Source organism: Sphingobium sp. Cam5-1, assembly GCF_015693305.1.
GTDB lineage: Bacteria > Pseudomonadota > Alphaproteobacteria > Sphingomonadales > Sphingomonadaceae > Sphingobium.
In genome coordinates this window covers 15,862-41,059 of the sequence record NZ_CP065142.1, presented here as the reverse complement: position 1 = coordinate 41,059, position 25,198 = coordinate 15,862, and the positions used below count along the sequence as shown (strand labels likewise).

The following is a 25,198-nucleotide window of genomic DNA, read 5'->3' as shown; positions in this document are numbered from 1 at the left end:
CACTCCGATGCCTCCTGACTGTCAGCCAGGGGCGAGGAAAACATGGGTCAATTCTCAGTGAAAACTTATAACCCTCCCGGGTCACTTCTCAGTGCAACTCAACAATAAGCGAAACTCCTATCGAAGATTTAGGTTCGCTCCGCGCATGCCCCCTCCCCTCTTGCCCGATCGGCGCTACGTCCTACGCACTATGCCGCCTTTGCCGCGAGCACACCGAACTCTTCGACGATCCGGTCGGTCGTGTAGTGGGTGGTGCCATCGCGCTCGTAGGAGGTGTCGCGGAGCCGTCCGGCGATCCGTACGAGATCGCCAACCTGGGCCTTCTCATCGATATATTTCCGCTGGCCGTCGCTGAAAATGACGACGCGGTTCCAGTAGCTATCCTCGATCCACTGGTCGCCTTCTGCGCGGCGGCGATAATTCGCGCATACCGAGATGCTCGTGACCTTGGGCTTGGCGTCAATCTCGCCGATCCGTCCGATAATCTCGAATTTGGCAAAATTGATCATGCTACCTCCTCACTGCGTCTGCCCAGCGGCGACGAGCGGTGATTCAGCTGCTGTCGGGTCGCCGGGGATCTCGTCGCTGGCGGATCTGCCAAGGATCGAGACCGGGATGCTATCGTGGAACACCGGTCTTGCGGTATCCCCCCAGCTAGGGGGAATCGGTTATGCTGTCCGACCTAAAGGGGTGAGCGAATCGCCTGCTTGTTCTTTTAGAATCAATCTAAAACAACGCCGCTGCTCGCAGCGGAAGGATTCATGATTCTAAGTGATTCAGATTCGGTGCCGAAAAGGCCTGTAATTTCAATGATCTGTAACGTTTATCCTGACCGAACGGGGGACTTTGCCTGACCCGGCGGGGGCGTCAACCTGACCGGTCGGGGGCAGATAGCTGACCTATTGGGGCTATCCTGACCGATTGGGGGCGATGGCCTTTGGCGGCTTCGCGCCTGTGAATGGTGTCGTTCTGCAGCGTTTATCGAGCGTGAGCGAGCCGAAAACGAAGAGAACGCAAATCGCATTGCGACTCGGCAGGATCCCAGTGCTTTTGCGGGAGTGCCACACGGTTCCAACCTGACCGGATGGGGGCGACAGAAAGTGTTTCAGCCTGCCCTGACTTGACGAGCGAGGACAGGTCAGGCAGCAATTAGGCGAATCTGCCCAATATGCGTTCGGCCTATATGACATGGAACATGCGGAAAATCTAAGCGCCGATGCAGCGCAAGAGGCGCAAGCCGATTCGGCGCCGGGCCGCGCTATGCGTGTCGCAGCGGCTTTGCAGGCGAAGGGTGGTGAAGAATTCGCCAAACCCGGCAGCATCGTTGAGATCAAATTTGTGAAAGGCCAGTCGCTCAGTTTGACGGCGTCCCGATTGCTGGCGTTGATGATCCTGACCGCAGGCGGCGATGCCTGGCAAGATCGGCCGCATCGCATGCGCAAGGCCGATATTCGCCGCGGTCATAAGGGTAATGAACGTATATCCGACATGTTGGAGGAACTTCACCGGACGTTGTTCGCGATCGACGACCGGTCCTGGCGCGGCAAGAAAGCCACCCTGCGCTTTTCCCTGATCTCGTCGTCTCGCGAAGAGGCGGAAGATACAGACGGGGCGGATGCAGGTTGGATCGAATGGGAGTTTACGCCTGATGCGCGCAAGCTCATCCAGGAATCCGAGAGCTATGCCGTCCTTAATAGGCAGGCGGTGCTGGGCTTCCGGTCGAGCTATGCGCTCAAGCTCTATGAGATTGGATCGCTGCGGCTCCACCGTCGCCAGTCGACCTGGAAGGGCGATATGGCAGCGCTGCGCGCAGCGCTGGGGATATCGCCGGACGTGTATAAGGATTTCGCGCAACTCCGTCGCAAGGTGCTCGAAAAGGCAAAGGCTGAGATTGATCAGCTCGCTCACTTCCGGGTTGAGTGGAAGGAGATACGGCAAGGCCGAACAGTGACCGAGATCGAGTTCCGTTTCGAACCGAAGGATGCGCCAGCGCAGATCGCTACTGTTGATGAGATTGAGCGGCACTCGACAGGACGCAAAGCGCGCCGGGAAGGGGCTGTGGAAACAGTCGCCGACACGGTGGAAGTGGGATCGGTCGTGAAGGCTGCGATCAGCGCGCTTATCGCGCCGGAGAAAAGTTCCGAGATCGTTTTTCCGCAAGGAACGATCCGGTTCAAAGCGGAAGGCTTAGCCGCCATTGCCCGGTCGCACGGTGGCGGATGGGATATCGATATCATCGCCAACGCCTACCGTCAGCAGATGGGCGACCGTCTGGCGAAGCTTAAGGGTGCTAAACTGATGAGTTCTTGGACGGGTTTTTGCGAGAGTTTCGTTGCGCGGAGGGGGCGCCCCTAACGAAAATTGCACCGGTGCAATTTTCCTTTACCCCCACCGAGTCAGGATAGACCCATCGAAAAGCGGTGACTGGCGATATTCAGGTGATACGCCGACCACGATGCGCCGCGACTTTCGAAATGCCACTTCTATTTGACCAAAAAGCGCAATTAGCGCTACAGTGCCCCGAGTTTCGCAAAGGGGCGCCCTGTGGCAGCATCACTAGACATCGACGATACCCACGATCTTCTATCGGTGGCCACGCTTGCGCAGCGAACGTCCTCAGTACTGGAGCGGCTTCGCGATTCGGCGCGCAGCGCGCGGGCGGATGATCGTCGTGAGCCCACTTTTCCAATCGGAAAGGCGGCCGACCTGGTGGGGCGGACGCCTGCAGCGATCCGCGACGCAGAAAAGGACGGGCGACTTCCGCCGCCACCTCGAACCGAGAATAATCGCAGAGTGGGTTATACGCTCGCGCAGCTCAACGATATGCGGGGCCTGTTCGGCACGAGACCTTGGCGGGCAGCAGACGACCCGTGCTGTGTCGTTGCTGTCCAGAACTTCAAGGGAGGTGTCGGCAAATCAACCCTGTCGGTGCATCTTGCCCAGTATCTCGCCATCCAGGGCTATCGGGTCGCGTTGATCGACTGCGATAGCCAAGCGTCGGCAACGACGCTGTTCGGCTATGTGCCGGATCTCGACCTGACCGAGGACGACACGCTCTATCCTTTTCTCCGCCAGGAGGAAATGACCTCGCTCGACTATGCCCTGCGCAAAACGCATTTCGATGGCCTTGAACTAATCCCTGCCAATTTGCGGCTGTTTCAGTCGGAATATGAGATCGCGGCCCGGATGGCGCGCGGGCAGGGGGGCTTATCGATCGCCTCTCTCAAGGCATCGCTAGCATTGCTGATCGTTTCGATGTCATCGTCCTTGATCCGCCCCCAGCCCTTGGCGCCATATCCTTGTCGGTTTTGCGCGCGGCGAATGCTCTCGTTGTGCCGGTGCCTCCAACCGTCATGGACTTTTCTTCTACCGCGGCGTTTCTGGCGATGCTTGATGAGACCATCGAGACGCTGGCCGAACGCGGCTTTGCGCCGACTCTCAAATTCCTGCGCTTTGTCGCCTCGAAGGTCGACGAGAACAAGTCAATGCAGAAGGAACTGCTCAATCTGATGCGGACGTTGTTCGGTCACGCGATGGTGCGTACGCCGCTTAAGGATTCTGCTGAGATCGACAATGCGACGGCTCGTTTAATGACGGTTTATGAACTCGATGGCCCCGTCACAAGCAGTGCGGTGCGCAACCGCTGCCTCACTTATCTCGATGGCGTCAACGCTGAGCTGGAATTGGATATTCGCGCCATGTGGCCCAGCCACTTAGGCCGTTTGCGAAAGGAAGGTTTGGCATGAAAAGCAAAAATTGCACCGGTGCAATTCCGGGTAGAGGGGCGGCATTATGAGCAGAAAGAATGCGAGTTTCGCAGCTGACTTGGCGGCCGGGATAAATCTGCCTGAAGATGGTGCGCCCGCCCCGCGTCGTCCCGGCCTTGGTTCGAATGTACTGACTGGAAGAGAGAACCGCTTGGCCGAATTGGCAGCGGGATCGGTTGTCAGCCGCACGCATGAACTGGTCGATCCCGCTCGATGCCGAATGTGGGCGGGGCATAACCGGGAATATGCGCTCCTCAACGAGGAGCGATGCGCCGATCTCATCGAGAGCATAAAGGCGCAAGGACGCCAGGAAATGCCGGCAATTGTCCGGCGGGTGCGCGGCGAACCAGACTTTGACTTCGAGGTGATCTGTGGTGCTCGGCGTCACTGGTCGATTAGCTGGCTGCGTAACCATAATTACCCCGACTTCCGGTTCTTGGTCGACATCCGTGAACTGTCGGATGAAGAAGCATTCCGCATCGCGGATATCGAGAACAGGGCGCGCGAAGACCTTAGCGACCTGGAGCGGGCACGCGACTATCTCCGTGCGCTTGATGCCTATTATGAGGGCCGGCAGAAGGTCATGGCCGAGCGGATCAATGTCACAGAAAGCTGGCTGAGCCGCTATCTTGATCTCGCCCGCCTTCCGGCGGAATTGATGGTCGCTTTTCCCAATCCGCAGGATTTGCGGATCAAGCACGTCACAATGATTAAGCCATTGCTGAAGCCGGACGATCGTCGCCAACGCGTATTTGCTGAAGCGGCCGCGCTCAGTGTTCGATCGGGAGGGGAGGGCGCTCCCATTGCTGTGCCTGACATCGTCCGTGCATTGGCGCTGGCGGCCGACGCCCCCAAAAGGTCAGGATCCCCCAAGAAGTCAGGAATGGCGCAGGTTGTATCGAGCGAGACTGGGAAAGCCGTGCTTCGCATCGAGGGCACTGATCGCAAGGGAATTCGCCTGACAATTCTCAATAGGGGTGGGGCCTCTCGTGAGGATGCCGAGAAAGCCATTCGCGAGGTGCTTGACGCCCACTGGGTCTGAAGTGGGCCGACGCAAGAACGGGAGACGTGACATCGAGCGGTCACGCCCCGCTGCGACTCAATCAGTGGTGGTGAGCCGAGACATCGATACCGAGGCCAGCTAGCACCGAATCGAGTTCGGCCATTTCACGATCAAACTCTGCGAGCGCGGGCACAAAATCTGGGAGCGCCTGGGGCGGGGCAGGGGGACGCCCTACCGGACGGACACCAAACCCGAAGGCGATAGCCAGATCGCGCGTCATATAGGTCCGCCAGGCCTGACGACCGCTCACTTCCACTAGAAGGTCTAGCTCTGCCGCGCGAGAAAGCAGCTTGCCGGCACCAGAGATCGTCACGTCCAATCGCCGGGCGAGCATCCGAGGACTGACGACGGGGACAAACTGGACAAGGCTGAGCAAATCCAGGAGTTTGCCAGGACGGTGCGCGCCATGGAGGGCTGCGGCGGCGCGTAAACGGTCTTCCTCGAGCGCCTGGAGCCTCACCAGCCCCTCTTCCGCCCGATCGGTAAGCGACCGGAGGTTGCGCAGGACGATGGCCTGCGTGTCGCGCGGCGAGAGGCGAAGCGCCTTGTCGCCAATGGTCAGGCACGGCAGCACGGCCTGGGTTATCTTCATCGATCGCAGGAGCCCAGGGACGGCAAGCCACGGCGTGATCGTGCTGTCTGCGCGGGAGCGCCGGGCCGTAATCTCAAGCGCGCGGAGGAGGGCTGGCCGCTGGCTCCAATCTTCTGGGACGTCCGTTGAGATCGCGAACTCGTCTCGCCAATAACGGGATTTGCGCTGGGCCAATTGCCGCTGCCAAATCGAAAGCGCATCACGATCGTCCAGATTGGTCGGGATCGGCGGGCGGCCGGGCAGATTGACGGCGCATTCCCGACCGAAAATATCAATTTCGTCAATCTCGGCGCCCTGCACCTGCAGCGCCGTGGTATAGCCGGTCCAGGTGGCGCGTCGCTGCCATGGCGCTGCGGCAGGACTGGCAGAAACACGGGCATCGAGGCGGCCTATCGCCGCTGCCGCCCGTTCCAGACGGGCGACGAGCCTGGAAGTCCAGATTGGCTCTGAGAGGTCTGGGATGGCAGCAGGCATGGCGTTAAACATATCCCTAAAGTAGCCCTACCGTCTACCGTGCTGTTGTTCCTTAAATACGGACATACGATAATTGCAGTTATCACATGTCCATATTTGACGCCTCTTTATAAGGTGCGCTACGAGGAGGCGATGGAGGCGAGCGGGACAGACGAGCAGGAAAGTCCTGAAAGCGGCGATTTTGCCCTTCAGGCCGGTGCGCATGTCACCGTGTCGGCCGCTACGATCCCCGAGATCGCCTGGACCGCGACGCAGATGCGCGCCGGCGAGCGCATCGTCATCAACGAGGCGCTGATCGCCGCCTATCAGGCTGCGAGCTCACCGCACTCGGTCCGCGCGCTCAAATCCGACCTCGAGGCGTTTGATCTGTGGTGTCGCCGAACGAACCGGATCGCGTTGCCGGCGACGCCCGAGCTCGTCGCCGACTATCTCGACGCGCGCGCGGGGCAGGGGGCCAAGCCCGCCTCGCTCGGCCGCTACAAGGCGTCGATCGCCAAGATCCATCAGCTACTCGACCTCAAGGACCCGACCCAGGCCGAGCTGGTCAAGCTGCGGCTGCGCGCGATCCGGCGGGAGAAGGGGACGGCGCAGGCCCAGGCGCGGCCGCTGCGCTTCAAGGGGCCGGTCAAGGACGTCGAGCGGGACAAACCCCGCGGCCTCAACATCAGGGCGCTCCTGGAGGCCTGTGGCGACAATTTGACGGGTCTCAGGGACCGCGCCCTTCTCTCCACTGCTTACGACACCGGCCTGCGCGCCTCGGAGCTCGTGGCGGTCGCGATCGAGCATATCGAAGAGGCAATCGATCCTGCTGCGCGCCTGCTGCAGATCCTGCGCCACAAGGGCGACCAGGAAGGGGAGGGGGCGACCGCCTATCTCAGCCCGCGCACCGTATCGGCGATCGCGGCATGGCGCGATGCCGCGGGGATCGAACATGGGCCTCTGTTCCGGCGCGTGCAGGTCCGGCGCTACAAGGCGCGCCCGGCGGTGAAGGGCCGCCGTATCGACAGCATCTCAAGTCGCGAGGCGTGGGATCTGCGCAAAACCTTGCCCAAGCCCGCGGTGCCAGCCCGGGTCGAGTATGATGTGGGGGAGGGCGCTCTCCATCCTGCTTCGGTCGGCCCGATCTACCGCGCGATGATCCAACGCGCGTTTGACCGTGGCGCGTTGCCCGATCTCACCGCCGACGATTTAGTCCGCCTGCTTAAGGGGGTGACTACACGAAAGTGACGTATCTGCACGCTAAGGGCGAACAAATCCGGTACGATGCCAGCAGATGCTATTCGCAGGCTTTCCTGCCCCTTTTATGTGGTGCCGCCCTACGGGCGCCGATATGGGAGGGCGGCAATCCGATTGACCAACGATCGAGGTAGAACCCTGCTCGCCAAATATGTGAGCTGGTTGCCCATCCCCGGTATGGCGAAGGATTGCCGATAAACCAGAGCGTGGACTGCATGGGCCGCGCACCGGTCAACGTCCATCAAACCCAACCTCCCCCACTTCAAATCGCTGAGGGCAGCCATGTCTGTGTCGATTCCACCGGGTGCAAAAGACCCAACACCCACTCCCGTCCCGGCAAGCTCCACGGAAAGCGCTCGCATGAGGGTGCTCACATAGGCTTTCGACGCGCCGTAGACCGCTTGGAAGGGCACGGATGTTTCGCCCGCCAGGCTCGACACGGCGATTACTGAGGATTCAAACGGCTGCTCCCTGAAAATCGCAATCAGGCGAGCCAGCAAATCCGTGAAACCGAGTATGTTTGTTTCAATTACCTCGGCATAAGTGTCGGCACGGCCTGCATCAAATGAACCAACGCTCGTCATTCCGGCAACCAACAAAGCGGCTGTTACTTGCAATTCTGCAACCTTAGCCGCGATTTTCTCCCTGCCCTCGATTTCACGTTGATCAGCCACTATAATCTCGCACGGCACATTGAACCGCTCGTCAATTTCGGTCTGTAGCTCCCGCAAGTTGTCGAGCCTTCGTCCAACAATCAGGGGCTTGGCCTGGTACGATGCCGCCAAGCGGAGGGCGGACGCTCTGCCCAAACCGGTCGAAGCCCCTGTGACCAGCACCCACGAGTTCTTGATCGCCAGCGGTTTCACGCGTTTTCCAGAGCCTTGTATAGGGCGGTTTTGCCGATCTTGAGCCGGGCCGCCGCCTCACGAACAGTGAGGCCCGCTGCGATATGCGCCCGCGCTTTACGTAGTTTGTCGGGGGTAACGACAGGCCGGCGACCACCCTTGTTGCCCCGCTCGCGTGCGGCCTTGAGGCCGGCATGAGTGCGTTCACGGATCAGGTCACGCTCGAATTGGGCCAGCGAGCCGAAGATGTTGAACACCAGCATGCCGCCCGAAGGGCTCTGTTGCAAAGATTGGCGGCAGTCAGAGGTAGGCTGTCGCTCTGCGCCGATCAGGCGGCTGCTGCGAAATGGTGGTTGAGCATGCCCATGGCCTCCGTCAGCGCCGAGGGCCCAATGCCAAAAGCTCTCTCCACAAGGCGCACCTCGCCCCTGATGCCGGGCTGCAGGCACCAGGGGCGAGCCTGTCCTTTGCGCAGGGCTCGCATGACTTCGAATCCCTTGATCGTGGCATAGGCCGTGGGGATCGATTTGAAACCGCGCACCGGCTTGATCAGTATCTTGAGCTTTCCGTGATCGGCCTCGATCACGTTATTGAGATACTTCACCTGCCGGTGGGCCGTCTCCCGGTCCAGCTTTCCTTCGCGCTTCAATTCGGTGATCGCTGCACCATAGCTCGGCGCTTTGTCGGTATTGAGCGTGGCAGGCTTTTCCCAGTGCTTCAGGCCTCGCAGGGCCTTGCCCAGGAACCGCTTCGCTGCCTTGGCGCTGCGGGTCGGCGACAGGTAGAAATCGATCGTGTCGCCCCGCTTGTCGACTGCCCGGTACAGGTAGGTCCACTTGCCCCGCACCTTGACGTAGGTTTCATCCAGGCGCCAGCTCGGATCAAAGCCACGCCGCCAGAACCAGCGCAGCCGCTTCTCCATCTCCGGGGCGTAGCACTGGACCCAGCGATAGATCGTCGTATGGTCGACCGAAATGCCGCGTTCCGCCAGCATTTCCTCAAGGTCGCGATAGCTGATCGGATAGCGACAATACCAGCGCACCGCCCACAGGATCACATCACCCTGGAAATGGCGCCACTTGAAATCCGTCATCGTTCCGTCCGTCCAATCTCCGCCAAGCATGCTCAAGCTTCACGATTTTTGCAACAGAGCCGCTGCCCGCAAGGTGAAACACCTGACGACATCACGGCGCGGGCGGATCGCGTCGTCGAACGCCTGCGGGCCTCCACGTCCGACATCCTGATCTTTTCCAGCGCCCATATCCTGCGGGTGCTGGCTGCGCGCTGGCTGGGGCTTCCCGCCGCGGCCGGTGCGCTCTTCATCCTCGACACCGCCAGCATCAGCATTCTCGGTTACGAGCACAATGATGCCGAGCGGGTCATTCGCGGATGGAATCTGGCATGAACCGGACTGCCCTCCTCGCATGGGCGATAGGGGGCATCTTCGCACCGCTGGGCGGGATCAGCGCCGGCATCATCACTTACGCCGAATATAGCCAGCACCGGCTTCCCAAGGGGCGGGCAGCCCGTGAGGCCCTGCGAAGCGGGGCGGTGGCGACGGTCGTCCTCCTGACGGTCACCGGCCTGTTCGGTTGGTGGGTGGGCCGGTCATGACGAACACGCATGACGATGCCTCTCCGCTCATTCTTGAGGGCGTTGTGACCGAACTGAGCGGCCGGATCATCCACGACGGTGTGGACCTCGTCATGAAGCGTGGCGAGGTTCTTGGCTTGGTCGGCGCGTCGGGATCGGGAAAATCGGTTCTGCTTCGATGCATTATCGGCCTGCTGCCACCGAAAGCGGGCACCGTCAGGCTGTTCGGAGACGATCTGTACCAGGCTGACGACCGGACGCTGGCCGCGATCAAACAGCGCTGGGGCGTGCTCTTTCAAGCCAACGCACTGTTTTCCGATTTCAGCGTTGTGGACAACATCGCGATGCCGCTGCGCGAACATCACGGTTTGCCGGAAGAGCTGATCCTGTCGGTCGCAAGAATGAAGGCGCTCGCATCGGGACTTCCCGAGGATGCGCTGTGGAAGTTCCCGTCCGAGCTTTCCGGCGGGTTGCAAAAGCGTGTGGGGGTGGCGCGGGCGATCGTGCGCGACCCGGATCTCATCCTCCTCGACGAACCGACTGCCGGTCTCGATCCGATCATGGCAGCACAGATCGATGCCCTGATCGGTGGTCTGGCAAGCGAACTAGGCCTGAGCGTGGTGGTCGTGACCCACGACCTCGATACCCTCTACACCATCTGCGACCGTGTCGCGGTTCTGTCGGATCGCACGATCCTTGCCGTCGCCCCCGTCCGTGAGCTGGAGCACAGCCAGGACCCGTGGCTCCGCAACTATCTGCTGGGCACACGGACGCGGGCCGGGCGCATAGCTGATCCAAAAGTCGTTCATCCCTCGCCACAGGAGATCATGTCATGAAGCTGCTTGCTGTCATCGTGGGCGCGGACAGCGCGCCTGCCTGTCTGGATGCGGCGGTTCTTGCCGCAAAAGCATTGGGCGACGCTTCGATCGAAGCACTCAACGTCGTCGTCGATCCCGATAGGATTCACGCCTCCAGCGATGAGGAAATCCAGTTCCAGCGCATGCGCGAACGTGATGAAGGGACCGCGCAGGAGCGTGCCGATGCGGCCCATGCCGCCTTCGTCGCGTGGAACGCCGGGGCAGGCGAGGACACGCCACGGGTATTCTGGCGGTCGGTCGTCGGCACGGAAGAAGCCGTCGTTACGAGCGAGGCCGCGAACGTCGATGCGCTGATCGTGGTCGCGCGCGAACAGAGCATGGACAGTGGCGATGCCATTCACGCAGCCCTCTTTTCCACCGACAAACCGGTCCTGATCGTACCACCGCACTGGCAGCCCGGTGCCGTCACCGCATTCAGCCATATGGCTGTCGGTCTCAGCGACAGCGATACGGCCCGCCATGCGATCAGGGAGGCGGCACCATGGTTGCGGGTGGCAAGCCGGGTCACCGCGATCCGCATCGGCGAGGATGGCGATCCGGCGCTGAAGCTCGAGGCGCTGCTCGACGAACTGTGCGTGACGCACGAACTTCATGTCGTCCCCCGACAGGGTGACAATCTGGGTGCGCAGCTCGTCGCGGAAGCCAAGGCTGTCGGAGCCGATCTACTGGTGACCGGCGCCTACCGGCACAACCAGCTCGTCGAATGGTTCATGGGCGGCACCACGCGGCATCTGCTCGCCGCAGCCGAAATCCCGTTGCTGATGGCCCATTGAACGATGAACGGAGCTGCCCATGCGCGCCTGATCCTGCTTCGACATGGAGAAAGCGAAGCCAACGCCGCCAATCGCTTTACCGGATCGGCCGATCCCGCATTGACGGCAAACGGGCGCGGACAGGCCGACGCCGTTGCCCGTCAGTTGCTGGACCGCGGCATTCGGCCCGCCCGCATCTTCCGGTCGACGCTACGCAGGTGCGCCGACACCACTGCCATCGTCACGGCCGTGACCGGCAGTCAGGACGTTCCCGTCATCGCAAACCTGGCTCTCAACGAACGCGATTACGGCGCGCTGACAGGGCTGAACAAGGCGGAAGCCGCAGATCGGTACGGCGTCGAACAGGTGCTGCGCTGGCGCCGCTCCTATGCCGATGCACCGCCCGACGGGGAGAGCCTGCGCGATACGGCAGCGCGCGTGCTCGCCTACCACATCCACGTCATGCTGCCTGCCATTATGCAAGGCGGCGCCACGCTGGTCGTGGCGCACGGCAACAGCCTGCGCGCACTCGCCATGGCGCTCGACGGCATCGATGCGGTCGGGGTCGAGACGTTCGACATCCCGACCGCCGGTGCCATCCTCTACGAATTCGCCGCAACGACCGCGATCCTCGATCGCGCGATCATCTCCTGACAGGAAATTTCCCATGTCCATCGACAGCCAGATCGCCCGTCTCCAAGCCCTGGAAATCCTGGATTCCCGGGGCAATCCGACCCTGTCCGTCACGGTGACGCTGACGGACGGAAACTCGGCAACCGCCTCGGTCCCGTCCGGGGCTTCGACCGGCCTGCACGAAGCCGTCGAACTTCGCGACGACGACCGTAACCGTTACGGCGGCAAGGGCGTGCGGCGCGCTGCCGCTCATGTCGAAGGCGAGATTGCAGATGCACTCATGGGGTTGGATGCCCGCGCGCAATCCGACATCGATCATGTGATGATCGCACTCGACGGCACCGACACCAAGGGCCGGCTCGGTGGCAACGCCATCCTGGGCGTTTCCATTGCCGTCGCGCGCGCCTCCGCGCTGGCACAAGGGCGACCACTCTACCGGAGCCTGAACGACGCCGATGACTATCTCCTGCCGGTGCCCTGCATGAACGTCCTGAACGGCGGCAAACATGCCGACAGCAGCCTGGACTTCCAGGAATTCATGATCGTGCCGCACGGTGCGCCGGGTTTCGCGGAAGCCGTGCGCTACGGTGCGGAAACCTATGCCGCCCTGCGTAGCCTGTTGCACGACCGCGGGCTTGCGACCTCGGTGGGTGACGAGGGTGGCTTCGCGCCTCGGCTCGACAGCAACGAGGCCGCCTGCGAGCTGATCGTCGCAGCCATCGAACGTGCAGGGTATCGCCCCGGGGTCGATATCGCGATTGCGCTCGATCCCGCCGCATCGTCCTTTGCCGAGGGTGAGAGCTATCACCTGTCGCGGTCGCGCACCGGACGGCTCGATCGGGCGGCACTGCTCGCACTCTACGGGCGCTGGATCGATGCCTATCCGATCGTCTCGATCGAAGACGGCTTTGGCGAGGAAGACTGGGCCGGGTTCATCGATCAGACCGCCGACCAGGGCGATCGGATACAGATCGTCGGGGACGACCTGTTCGTCACCAACCCCCGCATCATCCGTGAAGGCATCGCCCGACACGCTGCCAATGCCGCCCTCATCAAGCCGAACCAGATCGGAACGGTGACGGAGACGATCGAGGCCGTCCGCATCTGCCAGCAAGCGGGATGGGGGACGATGGTGTCGCATCGCTCCGGTGAAACCGCAGACGACTTCATCGCCGACTTTGCGGTCGCGATGGGTGCAGGCCAGATTAAGTCGGGCGCCCCGTGTCGCGGCGAGCGGCTTGCCAAATATAACCGCCTCATCGCGATCGAGGCGGAGCTGGGCGATCGTGCCCGCATGGCGGCTCCGTTTGCCCGTTACGTCGAGAGGCGGGCATGATCGATCCTACCGCATTGGTCGCACCCGTCGTCCTCGGCATTGTCGAGGGCCTGACCGAGTTCATTCCCGTCTCCTCGACGGGCCACCTCATCCTCACCGAGCGTCTGATCGGCTATGAGGGACGGCAAGCGGGCATCGTCGATGTCGTCATCCAAGTCGGCGCGATTCTGGCAGTCTGCTGGCTCTATCGCGCAAAGCTGTGGTTGGTGGTGACCGGATTGAAGGGCGATGCCGGCGCACGACGCTTTTCGCGCAACGTCCTCATCGCCTTCATTCCGTCCGTCATCGTCGGCGGACTGGCACACGACTTCATCAAACAGGTGCTGTTTTCGCCCTATGTCGTGGTCGTCAGCCTTGTTGCAGGCGGGATTGCGATCATCGTGATCGAACGGTGGGCCAAGCGCCGTGCGGTCGTTGCCGGCGACGTCGAACACCTGTCGCCATCGCTCGCGCTCGGGATCGGGCTTTGCCAGCTTCTCTCGCTCATCCCCGGCGTGTCTCGCTCCGGCGCGACCATCATGGGCGGCGTTGCGTTGGGTGTCGAGCGTCGAGCGGCCACGGAATTCTCGTTCTTCCTGGCGATCCCGACCATGTTCGGCGCCGCTACGCTCGATCTCTATAAGAACCGCGACATCATCGGGGTCGATGACGTGATGGCGATCGGTGTCGGGCTGGTGGTGTCGTTCGTCGTCGCGATGGCGGTCGTAAGATGGCTCGTCCGCTACGTCGGTCGGCACGGTTTCGAGCCGTTCGGGTGGTATCGGATCGTCTTCGGCTTCGTGGTCGCCGGGTTGCTCGCCTCGGGCTGACCGACGCGCTGCCTTCCGTCGGCTTCTTTGCCACTCTGCAAGCAACGGAATGACAATGCCTCTTTGGACAGGTTTCCTGGTCGTGTTCCTTGGCTCGGGCATCGGCGGAATGCTGCGCCACGGGGTTGGTCTGCTTGCCCTGCGTTTCACGGGTGCGAACTTTCCCTGGGGTACGCTCGTCATCAACGTCGTCGGCTCGGCGTTGATGGGCCTGATGATCGGCCTGTTCGCGGCAAGGAGCATCAACGATCCCGAACTGCGGCTGTTCGTGACGACCGGACTGATCGGCGGCTTTACGACATGGTCGACCTTCTCGCTGGATATCGTGACGTTATGGGAACGCGGCGAGATCGGCTCTGCCATTGCTTATGCCGCTGCCAGCATCGTGCTGTCGTTGACGGTCCTGGCAATCGCCCTTCTCGCCGCGCGGCGCTGGGGATGATGCGAACAGCTGCACCAACGCACGGTGTTGACCGATACTGATATCGATCAGGAACGCTCTCGAAAGAATGACGTTTGCCCGGAACTGCAACGGGAGAATTTTCATGAAGATGCTGCTTGCGGCAACGGTCGCGATCGCGTTGGCGACGCCTGCTTTTGCCGATAATGACATGCCCACCAAGGCGCAGCGCGCATCGGTGATGAAGGCAATCCGCGCCGCTGGCTGCACCAATCCGACGAAGGTCGAGCGTGACGACGGTGGATTCGAGGTGGACAACGCCCGTTGCAAGGACGGCGTGTACGATCTGAAGCTGTCAGCGGACTACAAGATCATTTCGCGCGAGCGCGAGGACAACGACTGACCATGCCCGGCGCTCGCGCCGGCAGGCCGGGCGCCGCATGACTGACTATTTGCTACTCGTCCTGGGTGCGTTCGTTGCAGCCGCAATCTCGGGGTCTGCGGGCTTCGGAGGCGCATTGTTGCTCCTGCCGCTCCTCAACCAAGTCGTCGGCGTGACCGAAGCAGTGCCGCTGCTGACGATCATCCAGATCATCGGTAACGGTGCCCGTGCCGTCATGAACTGGCAGCAGATACGCTGGCGCCCGGTCTTGCTGTTTCTCGCGGCGGCCATTCCGCTGTCGATGCTGGGGGCATTGTCCTTCGCATCACTTCCGACCAGCCTCGTCACTCGCCTGGTCGGTGGAGCGATCCTGTTGCTCGTCGTTCTCAAGGCGACGGGTATGATCGCGTTCAAGCCATCGCGCCGGGTTCTGGTCGTCGGGGGTGGCATTACCGGCCTGCTATCCGGCCTTGTGGGCAGTGCCGGACCGCTCGGCGCCGCGGTCTTCCTCAGCCTCGGCCTGCCCCCGCTCGCCTATGTTGCGAGCGATGCGACTGCGGCCATTGCCATGCACGGTGCCAAGACCATCGTTTATGGCGCGACGATCGATCTTGGACCGGCTTTCTGGCCCCTTGCGATTGCGATGGGCCTCGCGATGATCGCCGGCACCTGGGCCGGGCGCTCGCTTATCAAGCGACTGCCCGTCGACCGCTTTCGCCAATTCGTGATGGTCCTGCTCGCACTGATCGCGGTGCAGATGATCGTCATGGGCTGACAATAGGGGATCGGCGCAATAGCCGTATCCCGTCACTGCTTATCCGAAAGTCCGTGCGATGGATGCCTCCACCGTACTGCTGCTCGCCCTTCTGATGATGGCGGGTGCGGCACTCTACACCTCGGTCGGCCATGCCGGCGCATCGGCCTATCTGGCGATCATGGCGCTGTTCTCGCTGCCCGCCGAGACGATGCGCCCGACCGCGCTGATCCTCAACATTCTCGTCGCAAGTTTCACGACCTGGCGCTTCGTGCGCGCCGGGCAATTCAATGCAAGGCTGCTGCTGCCGTTCGTGATCGGCGCGATCCCGGCCGCCTATCTGGCAGGGCAACTCCATCTGCCGGGGTACATCTACCGCCCGATCGTCGCGGCCGTGCTGCTGCTTGCCGCGATCCGCCTGTTGTGGCCGTCGAAGCATGAAGCGCCGGAACCGGTGCCGCCTCGCCATGGAATCGCGATCCTCTCCGGAGCGGGCATCGGCGCGCTGTCTGGGCTGACCGGGACAGGGGGCGGCATATTCCTCAGTCCGCTCGTGCTGCTCCTGGGCTGGGAGACGCCGCGCCGCACGTCGGGACTGTCGGCCGCCTTCATCCTGTGCGTCTCGATCGCCGGGTTGCTTGACAACCTCACGTCGGTCGGCCGGTTGCCGCGCGAGTTGCCGATCTTTGTCGTGGCCGTCTTTCTCGGCGCGCTGATCGGCACCCGGCTCGGTGTGTCGAAGCTCGATTCCCGGCGCCTGCTTCAGGCGCTCGGCGCTGTCCTTCTGATCGCAGCCGGGAAACTGGCGCTCACCTGACGTTGCCCCCGGAATCACGCTTGGCCCATCGCAGTGTGAAATAGCCGAGCAGACCGGAAATCAGCGAGCCGGCAAGAACACCGATCTTGGCCTCCGCCTGGAGGAGGGGACTGCTCGGAAAGGCGAGCAGCGTGATGAAGATGCTCATCGTGAACCCGATGCCGCACAGGAGCGCTACCCCGAGCATCTGAAGCCGCCCCGCATGTGCGGGCCTGTCGGCCAGCCCCAGCCTGACCGCGATCGACGCAAAGCCGAAGACGCCTCCGACCTTGCCGAGCAGCAATCCTGCCGCGACGCCGAGCGTGACGGGCGCGACCAGCGCGCTCGGCGGGAGCCCCAGCACCGGCACCGCGGCATTCGCCAGCCCGAAGACGGGAACGATCAGAAAGCTCACCGGCAGATGCAGGGCATGTTCCAGTCGATGCAGCGGGCTGACGCAGGCATGGTCGGATCGACCGGGAGTGCGCTCCATCGGTATGGTGAAGGCCAGCATGACACCGGCGAGCGTCGCGTGGATGCCCGAGCGCAGAACCAGTACCCAAAGAACGATGCCCACGAGAAGATAGGGCGACAGGCGTCGTACCTTGAACAGGTTGAACCCGATCAAAACCGCGAGCGCCGCTCCCGCCCCCGCTAGTGCAGGCAACGAGAGGTCGGCCGTGTAGAACAGCGCGATGATGAGCACCGCGCCGAGATCGTCGATGATCGCCAGCGCCGCGAGAAACACGCGCAACGATGCAGGCACGCGATTACCGAGCAGTGCGATGACGCCCAGCGCGAAGGCGATATCGGTCGCCGCGGGGATCGCCCATCCGGCCGCGGTCGGTCCGGCATTGAATGCGAGATAGATAAGAGCGGGCACGATCATGCCGCCGGCGGCTGCGATGCCCGGCAGGACGCGCCGCGGCCATGTCGAGAGCTGGCCGTCTACTACCTCGCGCTTGATCTCCAGCCCGACGAGCAGGAAGAACACCGCCATCAGACCGTCATTGATCCAGTGTTCGAGCGACAGCGGCCCGACATAGGCGTGCAGCATCGCTGCATAACCCGGTCCGAGAGGCGAGTTGGCGATGATGAGCGCAACCACCGCGGCGGCCATGAGAACCAGTCCGGCTGATGACTGTGCTTCGAGAAAACGGCGGATCGCACTGGGGTGCGATTGGGCATGGCTCATCAACAGGGTATCCGGACGTGAGAATTCGGACGCTGGCGGCCCGACCAGCGTAAGAACCTGCCCACCTCCGAATATGGCGGCGAACACCCGGGGAGAGCTATCGCATCGTCACATCATCAGGGCAACGTCATGTCGTGCCGTGAGCCCATCGTACAATTGAAACGATCCAAGCAGGCCCATGAGAGCTGCAGCGGCCGCTATCATCAAACAGGCGGTCGACATCCGATCGGTATCCGAGGTCTTATCGCTCGTCCCACCAAGGAACGGCCAACGAGACGAGGGGACGTTCTCGGAATCGATCGCGCTTCGGGACAGTGTGAAAGCGATCAGTCCGGGATCAATGCCCAACCGCGTATCTGCAACGTCGCCATCGTCGTAAGCGCCGACACATCGACTTCGACGACCTTGTCGACCTCAGCAGGGGCAATCCCGTTCCCGACCAGAGCCTGGCTGCACACCCGAACGGACACGCCTGCTCGTTTCAACGCCGCTATCAGGGCAAGATTAGGGTTCGTGGCAGCGCCGGTTTTCGTCGCATACGCCCCATTTTCAGCAATAATCGGTGTCGCCGGGCCGTGGACGATCACGACCACATCTCCCTGTGCTGGCCGCACGTTGTCCGCGCCGAGCAGATTCAGAAAGCGCGCGACCTTCTCCAGCGAGGGATTGACCTTGTCGGGGGATGACGCCGCCTTCGTCACGCTGAACAGTACCCGATAGCGCAGGGAGCGGTCCGGCCGCTCAACCGCGCCTTCTACCGGCGTGATCTTGCCATAGCCGGCAATCACGGGCTGTTGAGCGGTGCCTCCCGCTGACCCGGCACTGCTCATGACGGCAAGGCATCCTGCAACTGCGATAACGGGAAGCCGCATCTCATTTTTCCTTCCACAACCGGAATGATCATCCGACCCTCGCAAACACGGCCGCGCCCATGTTTCGCGGCCGCGCGGCAACCGACGCCCCGCGCGCTCGCGCCGGACGGGGAGCGGGAGCTGCTTCCTCCACGGCTGTATCGTCAGCGCCGAACATCGCTTCCAGCGTGCGCACGCACAGTGCAGCTGCGTCATCGGCAAGCCGGTAGTGAACCTGCTTGGCTTCACGTCTTGTCTTCACCAGATCGGCGCGGCGCAGCTCGGCAAGCTGCTGGCTGAGGGCCGGTTGGGTCACGCCGGTAGCAGCCTCTATGTCCGCAACCTGACGCTCACCGCCGAGCAGATAGGACAGGATCATGAGGCGCTGAGGCTGGGCGAACACGCGCAGCTTTTCGACCGCCGCATCGGCGATCGCGCGGGATTGATGGATCGCTGTCATCGATCGGCCTTTAACTGATGAAACCAGTCGTCACCGGCGCTACCCGGCAAGGCAGGCGGCAGCAGGACATCATCACCCGGCTGCCAGTCGGCCGGCGTATAGGCTTGCCCATCGGCCGAACGCTGCAATGCCCTGACTGTGCGGAGCATCTCGTCGACGGATCGCCCGACGTTCATCGGATACCAGTTGAGCGCACGGATAATGCCTTCGGGATCGATGAAATAAGTCGCGCGGACGGCTGAGGCGTCGCCGGCCTGTTCGTCGAGCATGCCGTAGGCGTAACCCACCGCCATCGACGGGTCTTCGACGACCGGGAACGGCACCTCTACACCGAAGACATCCTTGATCGCGCGCAACCAGGCGACGTGCGAATACAGGCTGTCGACCGACAACCCGAGCAGGACGCAATCCAGCTCCTCGAATTGCGGTGCGGCCTTCGCCAAGGCCACGAACTCGCTGGTGCAGACCGGCGTGAAATCAGCCGGGTGCGAAAAGAACACGACCCAACGACCACGATACTGATCGAGCGACATCTCGCCCTGCGTCGTGCGGGCAATGAAATTCGGGGCCGCGTCCCCGATGCGCAACGAGCGCGGTACGTCTGCATCCATCGTTTCCATGCTTTTCAGATGGCACGGGCAGCCCGTTGACGCAAGCAGATTATACAACTACATAAACCATGAAATCAATAAATGGAGACGATCGTGGAGTCGGCGTTAAACAAGGCAGTTGCGCAGATTGAACGTGCGAAGGCGGCAGGAGCGCCGATTGTCCATTCCTTCTTCGATGAGCCGACCAACACCGCGACCTACGTCGTCTGGGACCCTGCCACGCGGAAGGCGGCGATCGTCGACAGCGTCCTGGACTTCGACGCCGCGGCAGGCCGCACCGGGACGACATCAGCGGACGCGGTCATCGCATATGTGCGGGAGCACGGCCTCTCGGTCGAATGGCTGCTCGAAACCCATGCCCATGCCGATCACCTGTCTGCGGCGCCCTATCTGCAAAAGGTGCTGGGTGGTCAGCTCGCGATCGGCCGCGAGATCATTCGCGTGCAGAACGTCTTCGGCAAGATTTTCAACGCCGGAACCGACTTCGAACGCGACGGCTCCGAGTTCGACCGCCTGTTCGACGATGGCGACCGTTTTGCGATCGGCGACATCGAGGCCATCGCGCTGCATGTGCCGGGGCACACCCCCGCCGACATGGCCTATGTCATCGGCGACGCGGTCTTCACCGGCGATACCCTCTTCATGCCGGATTACGGCACCGCACGCGCGGATTTCCCCGGTGGTGATGCGCGCCAGCTATTCCGCTCGATCCGCCGGCTGATGCAGTTGCCTGACGAGACGCGACTGTTCCTGTGCCACGACTACAAGGCTGCGGGTCGCGACCGGTATGTCTGGGAAACGACCGTGGGCGCGCAGCGCGTCGGCAACGTCCATGTCCACGAAGGGGTGAACGAAGACGACTTCGTCGCGATGCGCACCAGTCGGGACGCCACCTTGGCGATGCCCAAGCTCATCCTGCCGTCGGTGCAGGTGAACATGCGCGGCGGCCATCTGCCGGCGCCGGAAGCCAACGGCACCCGCTACCTCAAGATTCCACTGGATGCGCTGTGATGCCCGAATTTTTTCCCCATGCCATGCCGCTTGCCGGCTTCATCGGTGGCCTGATGATCGGTGTCGCTGCGGCGATCATGTTGCTGGGCAACGGTCGGATCGCCGGGGTCAGCGGGATGTTCGCGCGTGTCCTCGGCCTCTCCGAAGGGGGCGCTCCCTGGATGACAGCACTGCTTTTCACGGCAGGGCTGCCGCTGGGTGCGGCGCTGGCCGCGGCCGATGTGGATGTGGAAGCCCGCTTCCCGACATCCCTTGGGCTGATCGCCGTCGCCGGGCTGATCGTCGGGATCGGTACGCGGCTCGGCGCGGGGTGCACCAGCGGTCACGGCGTCTGCGGCCTGTCGCGCCTGTCGCCGCGGTCCATCGTTGCGACGGGTACGTTCATGGCGACCGGTATCGCCACCGTGACCCTCATGCGTCTGGCGGGAGTGGTATCGTGATGCGCCAGAGCCTCCTTTCGCTCATGAGCGGCACGCTGTTCGGCGCCGGCCTCGCCGTGTCCGGCATGATCGATCCTGCGCGGGTGCGGGCGTTCCTCGACGTCGCCGGTGCCTGGGACCCGACCCTCGCCTTCGTCATGGCCGGAGCGATCCTGCCGATGGCGCTGGCCTGGCTCATCGTGCGTCGGCGCTCCACGCCGATCGTCGCCGAGCAATTCCATACGCCCGCCACGTCGCCGATCGACGCGCGCCTCATCGGCGGTGCCGCCCTGTTCGGCATAGGCTGGGGCCTTGTCGGCCTGTGCCCGGGCCCTGCCATCGCCGCACTCGCGATCCAGCCTGCCCCCGCGCTGCTCTTCATCGCTGCAATGGCGCTCGGCGCAGCCATCCACTGCTTCGCACTCACCCCACGCCGTTCGGCGTGACCGGATAGGAGACGTCACATGGCCTTCAAGAAGATCACATCGTCCTTCTCGGCTGCTCCCCAACTTACCCGAAATGACGTCGCTGCTGCCGCACAGGCAGGATACCACTCGATCATTTCGAGCCGGCCCGATGGCGAGGAGCCAGGGCAGCCGAGCGCGCACGAAATGGCCCGGATCGCCGAAGAACATGGCCTTGGGTTCGCCCATGTCCCGATCGTGCCGGGCAAGGCGACCGATGCCGATGCGGACCGGATGAAGGAAGCGCTGGCCTCGCTGCCGGGGCCGACGCTCGGCTTCTGCCGAAGCGGCACGCGGGCGGCCACCCTATGGGCGCTGGCGGAGGCGGATCACGCCGATCCGGCGACGATCATCGGTCAGGCCAAGGCAGCCGGATACGATCTGGCCGATCTGAAGTCGGCGCTCGCCCGCCGTTCCGGAAAGGCCGGCAAATGACCTACGACATCGTCATCATTGGAGGCGGAGCCGCGGGTATCGCAACGGCCGCCAGCATTCTGAAGCGCAACGCCCAAGTGTCGATCGCGGTCGTCGATCCGGCCCAAGATCACTATTATCAGCCCGGTTGGACGTTGGTCGGGGCGGGCGTTTTCACCCCCGAACAGACCCGCAAGGCGGAAGCCGACGTGATGCCCAAGGGCGTCGAATGGATCCGGCTGCCTGCGATTGCCATCGACCCCGAGCGTCGGGCGATCACCCTGGGCGACGGGGATACGATCGCTTACCGTGTCCTGATCGTCGCCCCCGGCCTGCGCCTCGCATGGGAAAAGATCGCCGGGCTTCCCGAAGCACTCGGCCGCAACGGTGTCACGTCCAATTACCGCTACGATCTGGCACCTTACACCTGCCAGCTTGTCCAGGAATTGCAGCGGGGACGCGCGCTGTTCTCGCAACCGCCGATGCCGATCAAATGCGCCGGCGCTCCTCAAAAGGCGATGTACCTGTCCTGCGACATCTGGCGCGATCACGGTGTTCTTCCAGCGATCGACGTCGAGTTTCACAACGCCGGCCCGGCGCTGTTCGGCGTTGCGACCTACGTCCCTGCGCTGATGGAATATGTCGGGAAGTACGGGATCGACCTCAGGCTCGAATCCAACCTAGTCGCGGTCGACGCCGATCGGCGTATTGCCACGTTCGAGCACAAGCGGGACGGCGTCAGCGAGCGGGTCGAGCGCGAGTTCGACATGCTCCACGTCGTGCCGCCTCAGGTTTCGCATGACGTCGTCGCCAAAAGTCCGCTCGCGGCGGCAAACGGCTTCGTCGAGGTCGATGAGGCCACGCTGCGCCACAAGCGGTACGACGACGTCTTTGCCTTGGGCGATGCTGCCGGGACGAGCAATGCGAAGACGGCCGCGGCAGCCCGCAAGCAGGCACCCGTGGTGGCGGTCAACGCGCTCGCCGCACTCGATGGTAAAGCCCCAGTCGCCGACTATGACGGTTATGGATCGTGCCCGCTTACCGTCGAGCGCGGCAAGATCGTCCTTGCCGAGTTCGGCTATGGTGGAAAACTCCTCCCCAGCTTTCCGTCGTGGCTGCTGAACGGCACGCGCCCGACGCGCGCGGCCTGGTTCCTGAAGGTGCGGATGCTGCCCCCGATCTATTGGCAGGGCATGCTGAAAGGCCATGAGTGGATGGCGGCTCCGCATGAGATCGGCAAGGCGGCATGACCCTCGAACCGATCCAGTATCTGCTGGGCGCGCTGTCGGGCAGCCTGGTGGGCTTCACCCTCGGTCTGGTCGGCGGGGGAGGCTCGATCCTCGCTGTCCCGCTCATGGTCTATCTGGTGCGCGTGCCCAACGCCCACCTCGCCATCGGCACGAGCGCGTTCGCGGTCGCCGCTAACGCTGCAACCGGGCTGATCGGTCATGCAAGGGCGCACACCGTTAAATGGCGCTGTGGCGGCATGTATGCGACCGCCGGCGTCATCGGTGCCCTGTTCGGCTCCACTGCGGGCAAGGCCGTCGACGGCGGCAAGCTCCTATTCCTGTTCGCGCTGGTCATGGTCGTCGTCGGCGTCCTGATGCTGCGCGGGCGGGGTGACACGGGTAGCCCGGGAGCGGAGTGCAACCGGGAAAAGGCACCGAAGGTGCTGGGCTATGGCCTCGGCACCGGTCTGTTCTCGGGCTTCTTCGGCATCGGCGGGGGCTTTCTGATCGTCCCCGGCCTGATCGGGTCGACGGGCATGCCGATTTTGAACGCTGTCGGCACGTCATTGGTCGCCGTCACCGCGTTCGGGCTGACGACGGCCGCCAATTACGCGTTTTCCGGTCTGGTGGACTGGCCGCTCGCTTTCGTGTTCATCGCCGGTGGGGTTGTCGGTGGCCTGATCGGCACGCGGATCGCGAAGCGCCTCGGCACCGGCGGCACGCTCACCACGGTCTTCGCCGTCCTGATCTTCGTGGTGGCGGCCTATATGATTTGGAAGAGCACGGCCGCGTTTCTCTGATGGGGGGTGCGATTGCCATCGGGCCGCTGATGCTGGTCGTCGATCGCGGGCTTGCTGTGCTATGCATCGTCGTGTTCCTTGGCCTCACGACGCTGGCCGGTCGGTTCCGCTTCCCTCGCGTATCGGCAGCCGCAACCAGCGCCATCGTCGCTGGAATGGTCGCGGCGCGGACCGGTTACGTCGCAGCGCATTGGTCGAGCTACGCCGACGCTCCGCTGTCCATCCTTGCCGTGTGGAAGGGCGGCTTTTCCCCCGTCGCAGGGCTTCTCGGCGCTGCGGCGACGCTGGCCACCCGGCTTGGCCGCTCAAGCGCGCTGGCGGCAGGCTGGGGAGCGTTGGCTGTTGCGGGTGGCCTCTGGTTCTCGCTTCAGGCCCTGATGCCTCCCGTGACCTACGGCCCGTTCCCCTATCATTTCAACCTGACGACCCCGTCCGGCGCTCCGCTTCCGCTTGATCGCCTCCGTGGCAGGCCGTTCGTGGTCAACCTGTGGGCGACATGGTGCGGCCCGTGCCGGCGTGAGCTGCCGATGCTCGATGCGGTTGCATCGCGCCCTGGCGAGGTCCCGATCCTTCTTGCCGATCAGGGCGAGGCACAAGCGATCGTCAGCGGCTTTCTCGACCGTGAAGGTGTCGGTGCGCGGCATGTCGCGCTCGACCCCGATCGCGGGCTTTCCCAAGCCCTGAAGGTGGTGGGATATCCCGCAACGGCTTTCGTCGCAGGCGACGGCACGATCGTGCAGCTCCAGCTCGGCGAATTGTCACGCGCTGCCCTCGCCGATGGAATCGAATTAGCAAGGAAACACCGATGAACCGTCGCAACCTGTTGTCGCGGGGCCTCCTGGCTGCGCTTGCCTTCGCCGCACCGATCACGCCTCTCATGGCCCAGCAGCCCGATCTGTCGCGCAAGTCCGTCGTCGATGATCCCGCGGCTCCCAAGCGCGCGGGCAAGACCTATGATGTCACGGTGGTCGAGTTCTTTGACTACAACTGCCCCTATTGTCGTCGCATGGAGCCGGTGCTGAACGCCCTGCTTCACTCCGACCCGAAAGTACGGGTCGTGTACCGGGACTGGCCGATCTTCGGACCTGCCTCGCGTGAGGCGTCACGCGCGGCCGTCGCGAGCCAATGGCAGGGCAGGCATGCCGCCTTTCACGAGGCCCTCATGACCTCGCCGGCGCGGCTCGACAGCGCGGGCGTCAAGGCAGCGGCTGCCAAAGCCAGGGTCGACTGGCCCCGTCTGCAACGCGATTTGAAGACGCGTGGCGCCGAAATCGACGCACTGCTCACGCGCACCGATAGCATCGCCCAAGCGATCGGTTTCAACGGAACGCCGGCGTTGATCGTCGGCTCGCAGGTCGTCGCCGGTGCTGTCGATCTCCCGACGTTGCATCGTCTCGTCGCGGAAGCGCGCAAAAAACCTGCGGCGCGCTGACC

General features: G+C 63.1%; 29 protein-coding genes and 3 pseudogenes. 23 read left to right on the top strand and 9 right to left on the bottom strand.

Annotation, left to right across the window (positions count from 1 at the left end; genetic code table 11):
* Nucleotides 1-188 precede the first annotated feature (188 nt).
* Nucleotides 189-509: a single-stranded DNA-binding protein gene (locus IZV00_RS20985; protein WP_196227731.1), complete on the bottom strand. Its 321-nt coding sequence runs from the start codon at nucleotides 507-509 to the stop codon at nucleotides 189-191.
* Between the two features lie 751 nt (nucleotides 510-1,260).
* Here IZV00_RS20985 and IZV00_RS20980 point away from each other — a divergent pair.
* The 3 genes and pseudogenes from IZV00_RS20980 to IZV00_RS20970 all read left to right on the top strand — a co-directional run bounded on the left by IZV00_RS20980 (nucleotide 1,261) and on the right by IZV00_RS20970 (nucleotide 4,809).
* The gene (locus IZV00_RS20980) at nucleotides 1,261-2,355 is read left to right on the top strand and encodes a replication initiation protein (RefSeq protein ID WP_196227753.1); all 1,095 of its coding nucleotides are present in this window, start codon (nucleotides 1,261-1,263) and stop codon (nucleotides 2,353-2,355) included.
* A 189-nt stretch (nucleotides 2,356-2,544) separates the two neighbouring features.
* Nucleotides 2,545-3,746 (top strand): annotated as a pseudogene (locus IZV00_RS20975) (AAA family ATPase).
* A 46-nt stretch (nucleotides 3,747-3,792) separates the two neighbouring features.
* Complete coding sequence (locus IZV00_RS20970; protein ID WP_092960248.1) at nucleotides 3,793-4,809, top strand: ParB/RepB/Spo0J family partition protein; 1,017 nt, start codon at nucleotides 3,793-3,795, stop codon at nucleotides 4,807-4,809.
* 61 nt (nucleotides 4,810-4,870) lie between these two features.
* Here IZV00_RS20970 and IZV00_RS20965 read toward each other — a convergent pair whose 3' ends face one another.
* Nucleotides 4,871-5,896 (bottom strand): hypothetical protein, encoded by a 1,026-nt coding sequence (locus IZV00_RS20965; protein ID WP_196227730.1) that lies wholly within the window; start codon nucleotides 5,894-5,896, stop codon nucleotides 4,871-4,873.
* A gap of 114 nt (nucleotides 5,897-6,010) precedes the next feature.
* Between IZV00_RS20965 and IZV00_RS20960 the strand changes: the two genes are divergently transcribed.
* Nucleotides 6,011-7,123: a tyrosine-type recombinase/integrase gene (locus tag IZV00_RS20960; RefSeq protein WP_230463543.1), complete on the top strand. Its 1,113-nt coding sequence runs from the start codon at nucleotides 6,011-6,013 to the stop codon at nucleotides 7,121-7,123.
* A gap of 89 nt (nucleotides 7,124-7,212) precedes the next feature.
* Here the strand turns inward: IZV00_RS20960 and IZV00_RS20955 are convergent, their stop codons facing one another.
* The 3 genes and pseudogenes from IZV00_RS20955 to IZV00_RS20945 all read right to left on the bottom strand — a co-directional run bounded on the left by IZV00_RS20955 (nucleotide 7,213) and on the right by IZV00_RS20945 (nucleotide 9,070).
* Nucleotides 7,213-7,998 carry an SDR family NAD(P)-dependent oxidoreductase gene (locus IZV00_RS20955; protein WP_196227729.1) on the bottom strand — a complete coding sequence of 262 codons (786 nt, stop codon included), beginning with the start codon at nucleotides 7,996-7,998 and terminating at the stop codon, nucleotides 7,213-7,215.
* Nucleotides 7,995-8,252, bottom strand: a pseudogene (locus IZV00_RS20950) (recombinase family protein); the annotation flags it as partial. The pseudogene IZV00_RS20950 and the gene IZV00_RS20955, both read right to left, overlap by 4 nt.
* A gap of 53 nt (nucleotides 8,253-8,305) precedes the next feature.
* A complete protein-coding gene (locus IZV00_RS20945) occupies nucleotides 8,306-9,070 on the bottom strand; it encodes an IS6-like element IS6100 family transposase (protein ID WP_001389365.1) in 765 nt (254 codons plus the stop codon).
* Between the two features lie 15 nt (nucleotides 9,071-9,085).
* Here IZV00_RS20945 and IZV00_RS20940 point away from each other — a divergent pair.
* From IZV00_RS20940 to IZV00_RS20890, 11 genes and pseudogenes are all read left to right on the top strand, one after another.
* Nucleotides 9,086-9,382 (top strand): annotated as a pseudogene (locus IZV00_RS20940) (histidine phosphatase family protein); the annotation flags it as partial.
* On the top strand, nucleotides 9,379-9,591 hold the full coding sequence (locus IZV00_RS20935; RefSeq protein WP_043060745.1) for a hypothetical protein: 213 nt from the start codon (nucleotides 9,379-9,381) through the stop codon (nucleotides 9,589-9,591). The pseudogene IZV00_RS20940 and the gene IZV00_RS20935, both read left to right, overlap by 4 nt.
* Nucleotides 9,588-10,406, top strand: coding sequence for an ABC transporter ATP-binding protein (locus IZV00_RS20930; RefSeq protein ID WP_196227751.1), 819 nt, complete (start codon nucleotides 9,588-9,590; stop codon nucleotides 10,404-10,406). The genes IZV00_RS20935 and IZV00_RS20930 overlap by 4 nt, the downstream gene beginning before the upstream one ends.
* A complete protein-coding gene (locus tag IZV00_RS20925; RefSeq protein WP_229664494.1) occupies nucleotides 10,403-11,221 on the top strand; it encodes a universal stress protein in 819 nt (272 codons plus the stop codon). The genes IZV00_RS20930 and IZV00_RS20925 overlap by 4 nt, the downstream gene beginning before the upstream one ends.
* Before the next feature lie 3 nt (nucleotides 11,222-11,224).
* A complete protein-coding gene (locus IZV00_RS20920; RefSeq protein WP_076718498.1) occupies nucleotides 11,225-11,854 on the top strand; it encodes a 2,3-bisphosphoglycerate-dependent phosphoglycerate mutase in 630 nt (209 codons plus the stop codon).
* 19 nt (nucleotides 11,855-11,873) lie between these two features.
* On the top strand, nucleotides 11,874-13,169 hold the full coding sequence (eno, locus tag IZV00_RS20915; RefSeq protein WP_043060770.1) for a phosphopyruvate hydratase: 1,296 nt from the start codon (nucleotides 11,874-11,876) through the stop codon (nucleotides 13,167-13,169).
* Entirely contained in the window at nucleotides 13,166-13,978 is an 813-nt protein-coding gene (locus IZV00_RS20910) for an undecaprenyl-diphosphate phosphatase (protein ID WP_043060748.1), read from the top strand. Before eno ends, IZV00_RS20910 begins: the two co-directional genes overlap by 4 nt.
* A gap of 49 nt (nucleotides 13,979-14,027) precedes the next feature.
* A complete protein-coding gene (crcB, locus tag IZV00_RS20905; RefSeq protein ID WP_249042167.1) occupies nucleotides 14,028-14,420 on the top strand; it encodes a fluoride efflux transporter CrcB in 393 nt (130 codons plus the stop codon).
* Between the two features lie 103 nt (nucleotides 14,421-14,523).
* Nucleotides 14,524-14,781, top strand: coding sequence for a PepSY domain-containing protein (locus IZV00_RS20900; protein WP_052814241.1), 258 nt, complete (start codon nucleotides 14,524-14,526; stop codon nucleotides 14,779-14,781).
* 37 nt (nucleotides 14,782-14,818) lie between these two features.
* Nucleotides 14,819-15,535 carry a sulfite exporter TauE/SafE family protein gene (locus tag IZV00_RS20895; protein WP_196227750.1) on the top strand — a complete coding sequence of 239 codons (717 nt, stop codon included), beginning with the start codon at nucleotides 14,819-14,821 and terminating at the stop codon, nucleotides 15,533-15,535.
* A gap of 58 nt (nucleotides 15,536-15,593) precedes the next feature.
* Nucleotides 15,594-16,331: a sulfite exporter TauE/SafE family protein gene (locus tag IZV00_RS20890; protein WP_196227749.1), complete on the top strand. Its 738-nt coding sequence runs from the start codon at nucleotides 15,594-15,596 to the stop codon at nucleotides 16,329-16,331.
* Here the strand turns inward: IZV00_RS20890 and nhaA are convergent.
* The 4 genes from nhaA to IZV00_RS20870 form a co-directional block, all read right to left on the bottom strand.
* A complete protein-coding gene (gene nhaA, locus IZV00_RS20885) occupies nucleotides 16,324-17,505 on the bottom strand; it encodes a Na+/H+ antiporter NhaA (protein ID WP_043060751.1) in 1,182 nt (393 codons plus the stop codon). The two genes, IZV00_RS20890 and nhaA, sit on opposite strands and share 8 nt — an antisense overlap.
* A gap of 326 nt (nucleotides 17,506-17,831) precedes the next feature.
* Nucleotides 17,832-18,377 (bottom strand): DsrE family protein, encoded by a 546-nt coding sequence (locus IZV00_RS20880; RefSeq protein WP_373284538.1) that lies wholly within the window; start codon nucleotides 18,375-18,377, stop codon nucleotides 17,832-17,834.
* Nucleotides 18,378-18,405: 28 nt separating this feature from the next.
* Nucleotides 18,406-18,816, bottom strand: a complete 411-nt coding sequence (locus tag IZV00_RS20875) for an ArsR/SmtB family transcription factor (RefSeq protein ID WP_043060753.1) — start codon at nucleotides 18,814-18,816, stop codon at nucleotides 18,406-18,408.
* Nucleotides 18,813-19,436 (bottom strand): peroxiredoxin, encoded by a 624-nt coding sequence (locus IZV00_RS20870; protein WP_043060754.1) that lies wholly within the window; start codon nucleotides 19,434-19,436, stop codon nucleotides 18,813-18,815. Before IZV00_RS20870 ends, IZV00_RS20875 begins: the two co-directional genes overlap by 4 nt.
* A gap of 72 nt (nucleotides 19,437-19,508) precedes the next feature.
* Between IZV00_RS20870 and IZV00_RS20865 the strand changes: the two genes are divergently transcribed.
* From IZV00_RS20865 to IZV00_RS20830, 8 genes are read left to right on the top strand one after another with little or no spacing between them, the layout of a single operon-like run.
* Complete coding sequence (locus tag IZV00_RS20865; protein ID WP_196227748.1) at nucleotides 19,509-20,438, top strand: MBL fold metallo-hydrolase; 930 nt, start codon at nucleotides 19,509-19,511, stop codon at nucleotides 20,436-20,438.
* Nucleotides 20,438-20,878: a YeeE/YedE family protein gene (locus IZV00_RS20860; RefSeq protein WP_043060755.1), complete on the top strand. Its 441-nt coding sequence runs from the start codon at nucleotides 20,438-20,440 to the stop codon at nucleotides 20,876-20,878. Before IZV00_RS20865 ends, IZV00_RS20860 begins: the two co-directional genes overlap by 1 nt.
* Complete coding sequence (locus IZV00_RS20855) at nucleotides 20,878-21,303, top strand: DUF6691 family protein (RefSeq protein ID WP_043060756.1); 426 nt, start codon at nucleotides 20,878-20,880, stop codon at nucleotides 21,301-21,303. The genes IZV00_RS20860 and IZV00_RS20855 overlap by 1 nt, the downstream gene beginning before the upstream one ends.
* A gap of 18 nt (nucleotides 21,304-21,321) precedes the next feature.
* Nucleotides 21,322-21,756, top strand: coding sequence for a TIGR01244 family sulfur transferase (locus IZV00_RS21450; protein ID WP_043060757.1), 435 nt, complete (start codon nucleotides 21,322-21,324; stop codon nucleotides 21,754-21,756).
* Nucleotides 21,753-22,985 (top strand): NAD(P)/FAD-dependent oxidoreductase, encoded by a 1,233-nt coding sequence (locus tag IZV00_RS20845; RefSeq protein WP_196227747.1) that lies wholly within the window; start codon nucleotides 21,753-21,755, stop codon nucleotides 22,983-22,985. Before IZV00_RS21450 ends, IZV00_RS20845 begins: the two co-directional genes overlap by 4 nt.
* Entirely contained in the window at nucleotides 22,982-23,764 is a 783-nt protein-coding gene (locus IZV00_RS20840; protein WP_188658601.1) for a sulfite exporter TauE/SafE family protein, read from the top strand. The genes IZV00_RS20845 and IZV00_RS20840 overlap by 4 nt, the downstream gene beginning before the upstream one ends.
* A complete protein-coding gene (locus IZV00_RS20835) occupies nucleotides 23,764-24,573 on the top strand; it encodes a TlpA disulfide reductase family protein (RefSeq protein WP_188658693.1) in 810 nt (269 codons plus the stop codon). Before IZV00_RS20840 ends, IZV00_RS20835 begins: the two co-directional genes overlap by 1 nt.
* The gene (locus IZV00_RS20830; RefSeq protein ID WP_188658602.1) at nucleotides 24,570-25,196 is read left to right on the top strand and encodes a DsbA family protein; all 627 of its coding nucleotides are present in this window, start codon (nucleotides 24,570-24,572) and stop codon (nucleotides 25,194-25,196) included. The genes IZV00_RS20835 and IZV00_RS20830 overlap by 4 nt, the downstream gene beginning before the upstream one ends.
* The last annotated feature ends 2 nt before the right edge of the window (nucleotides 25,197-25,198 follow it).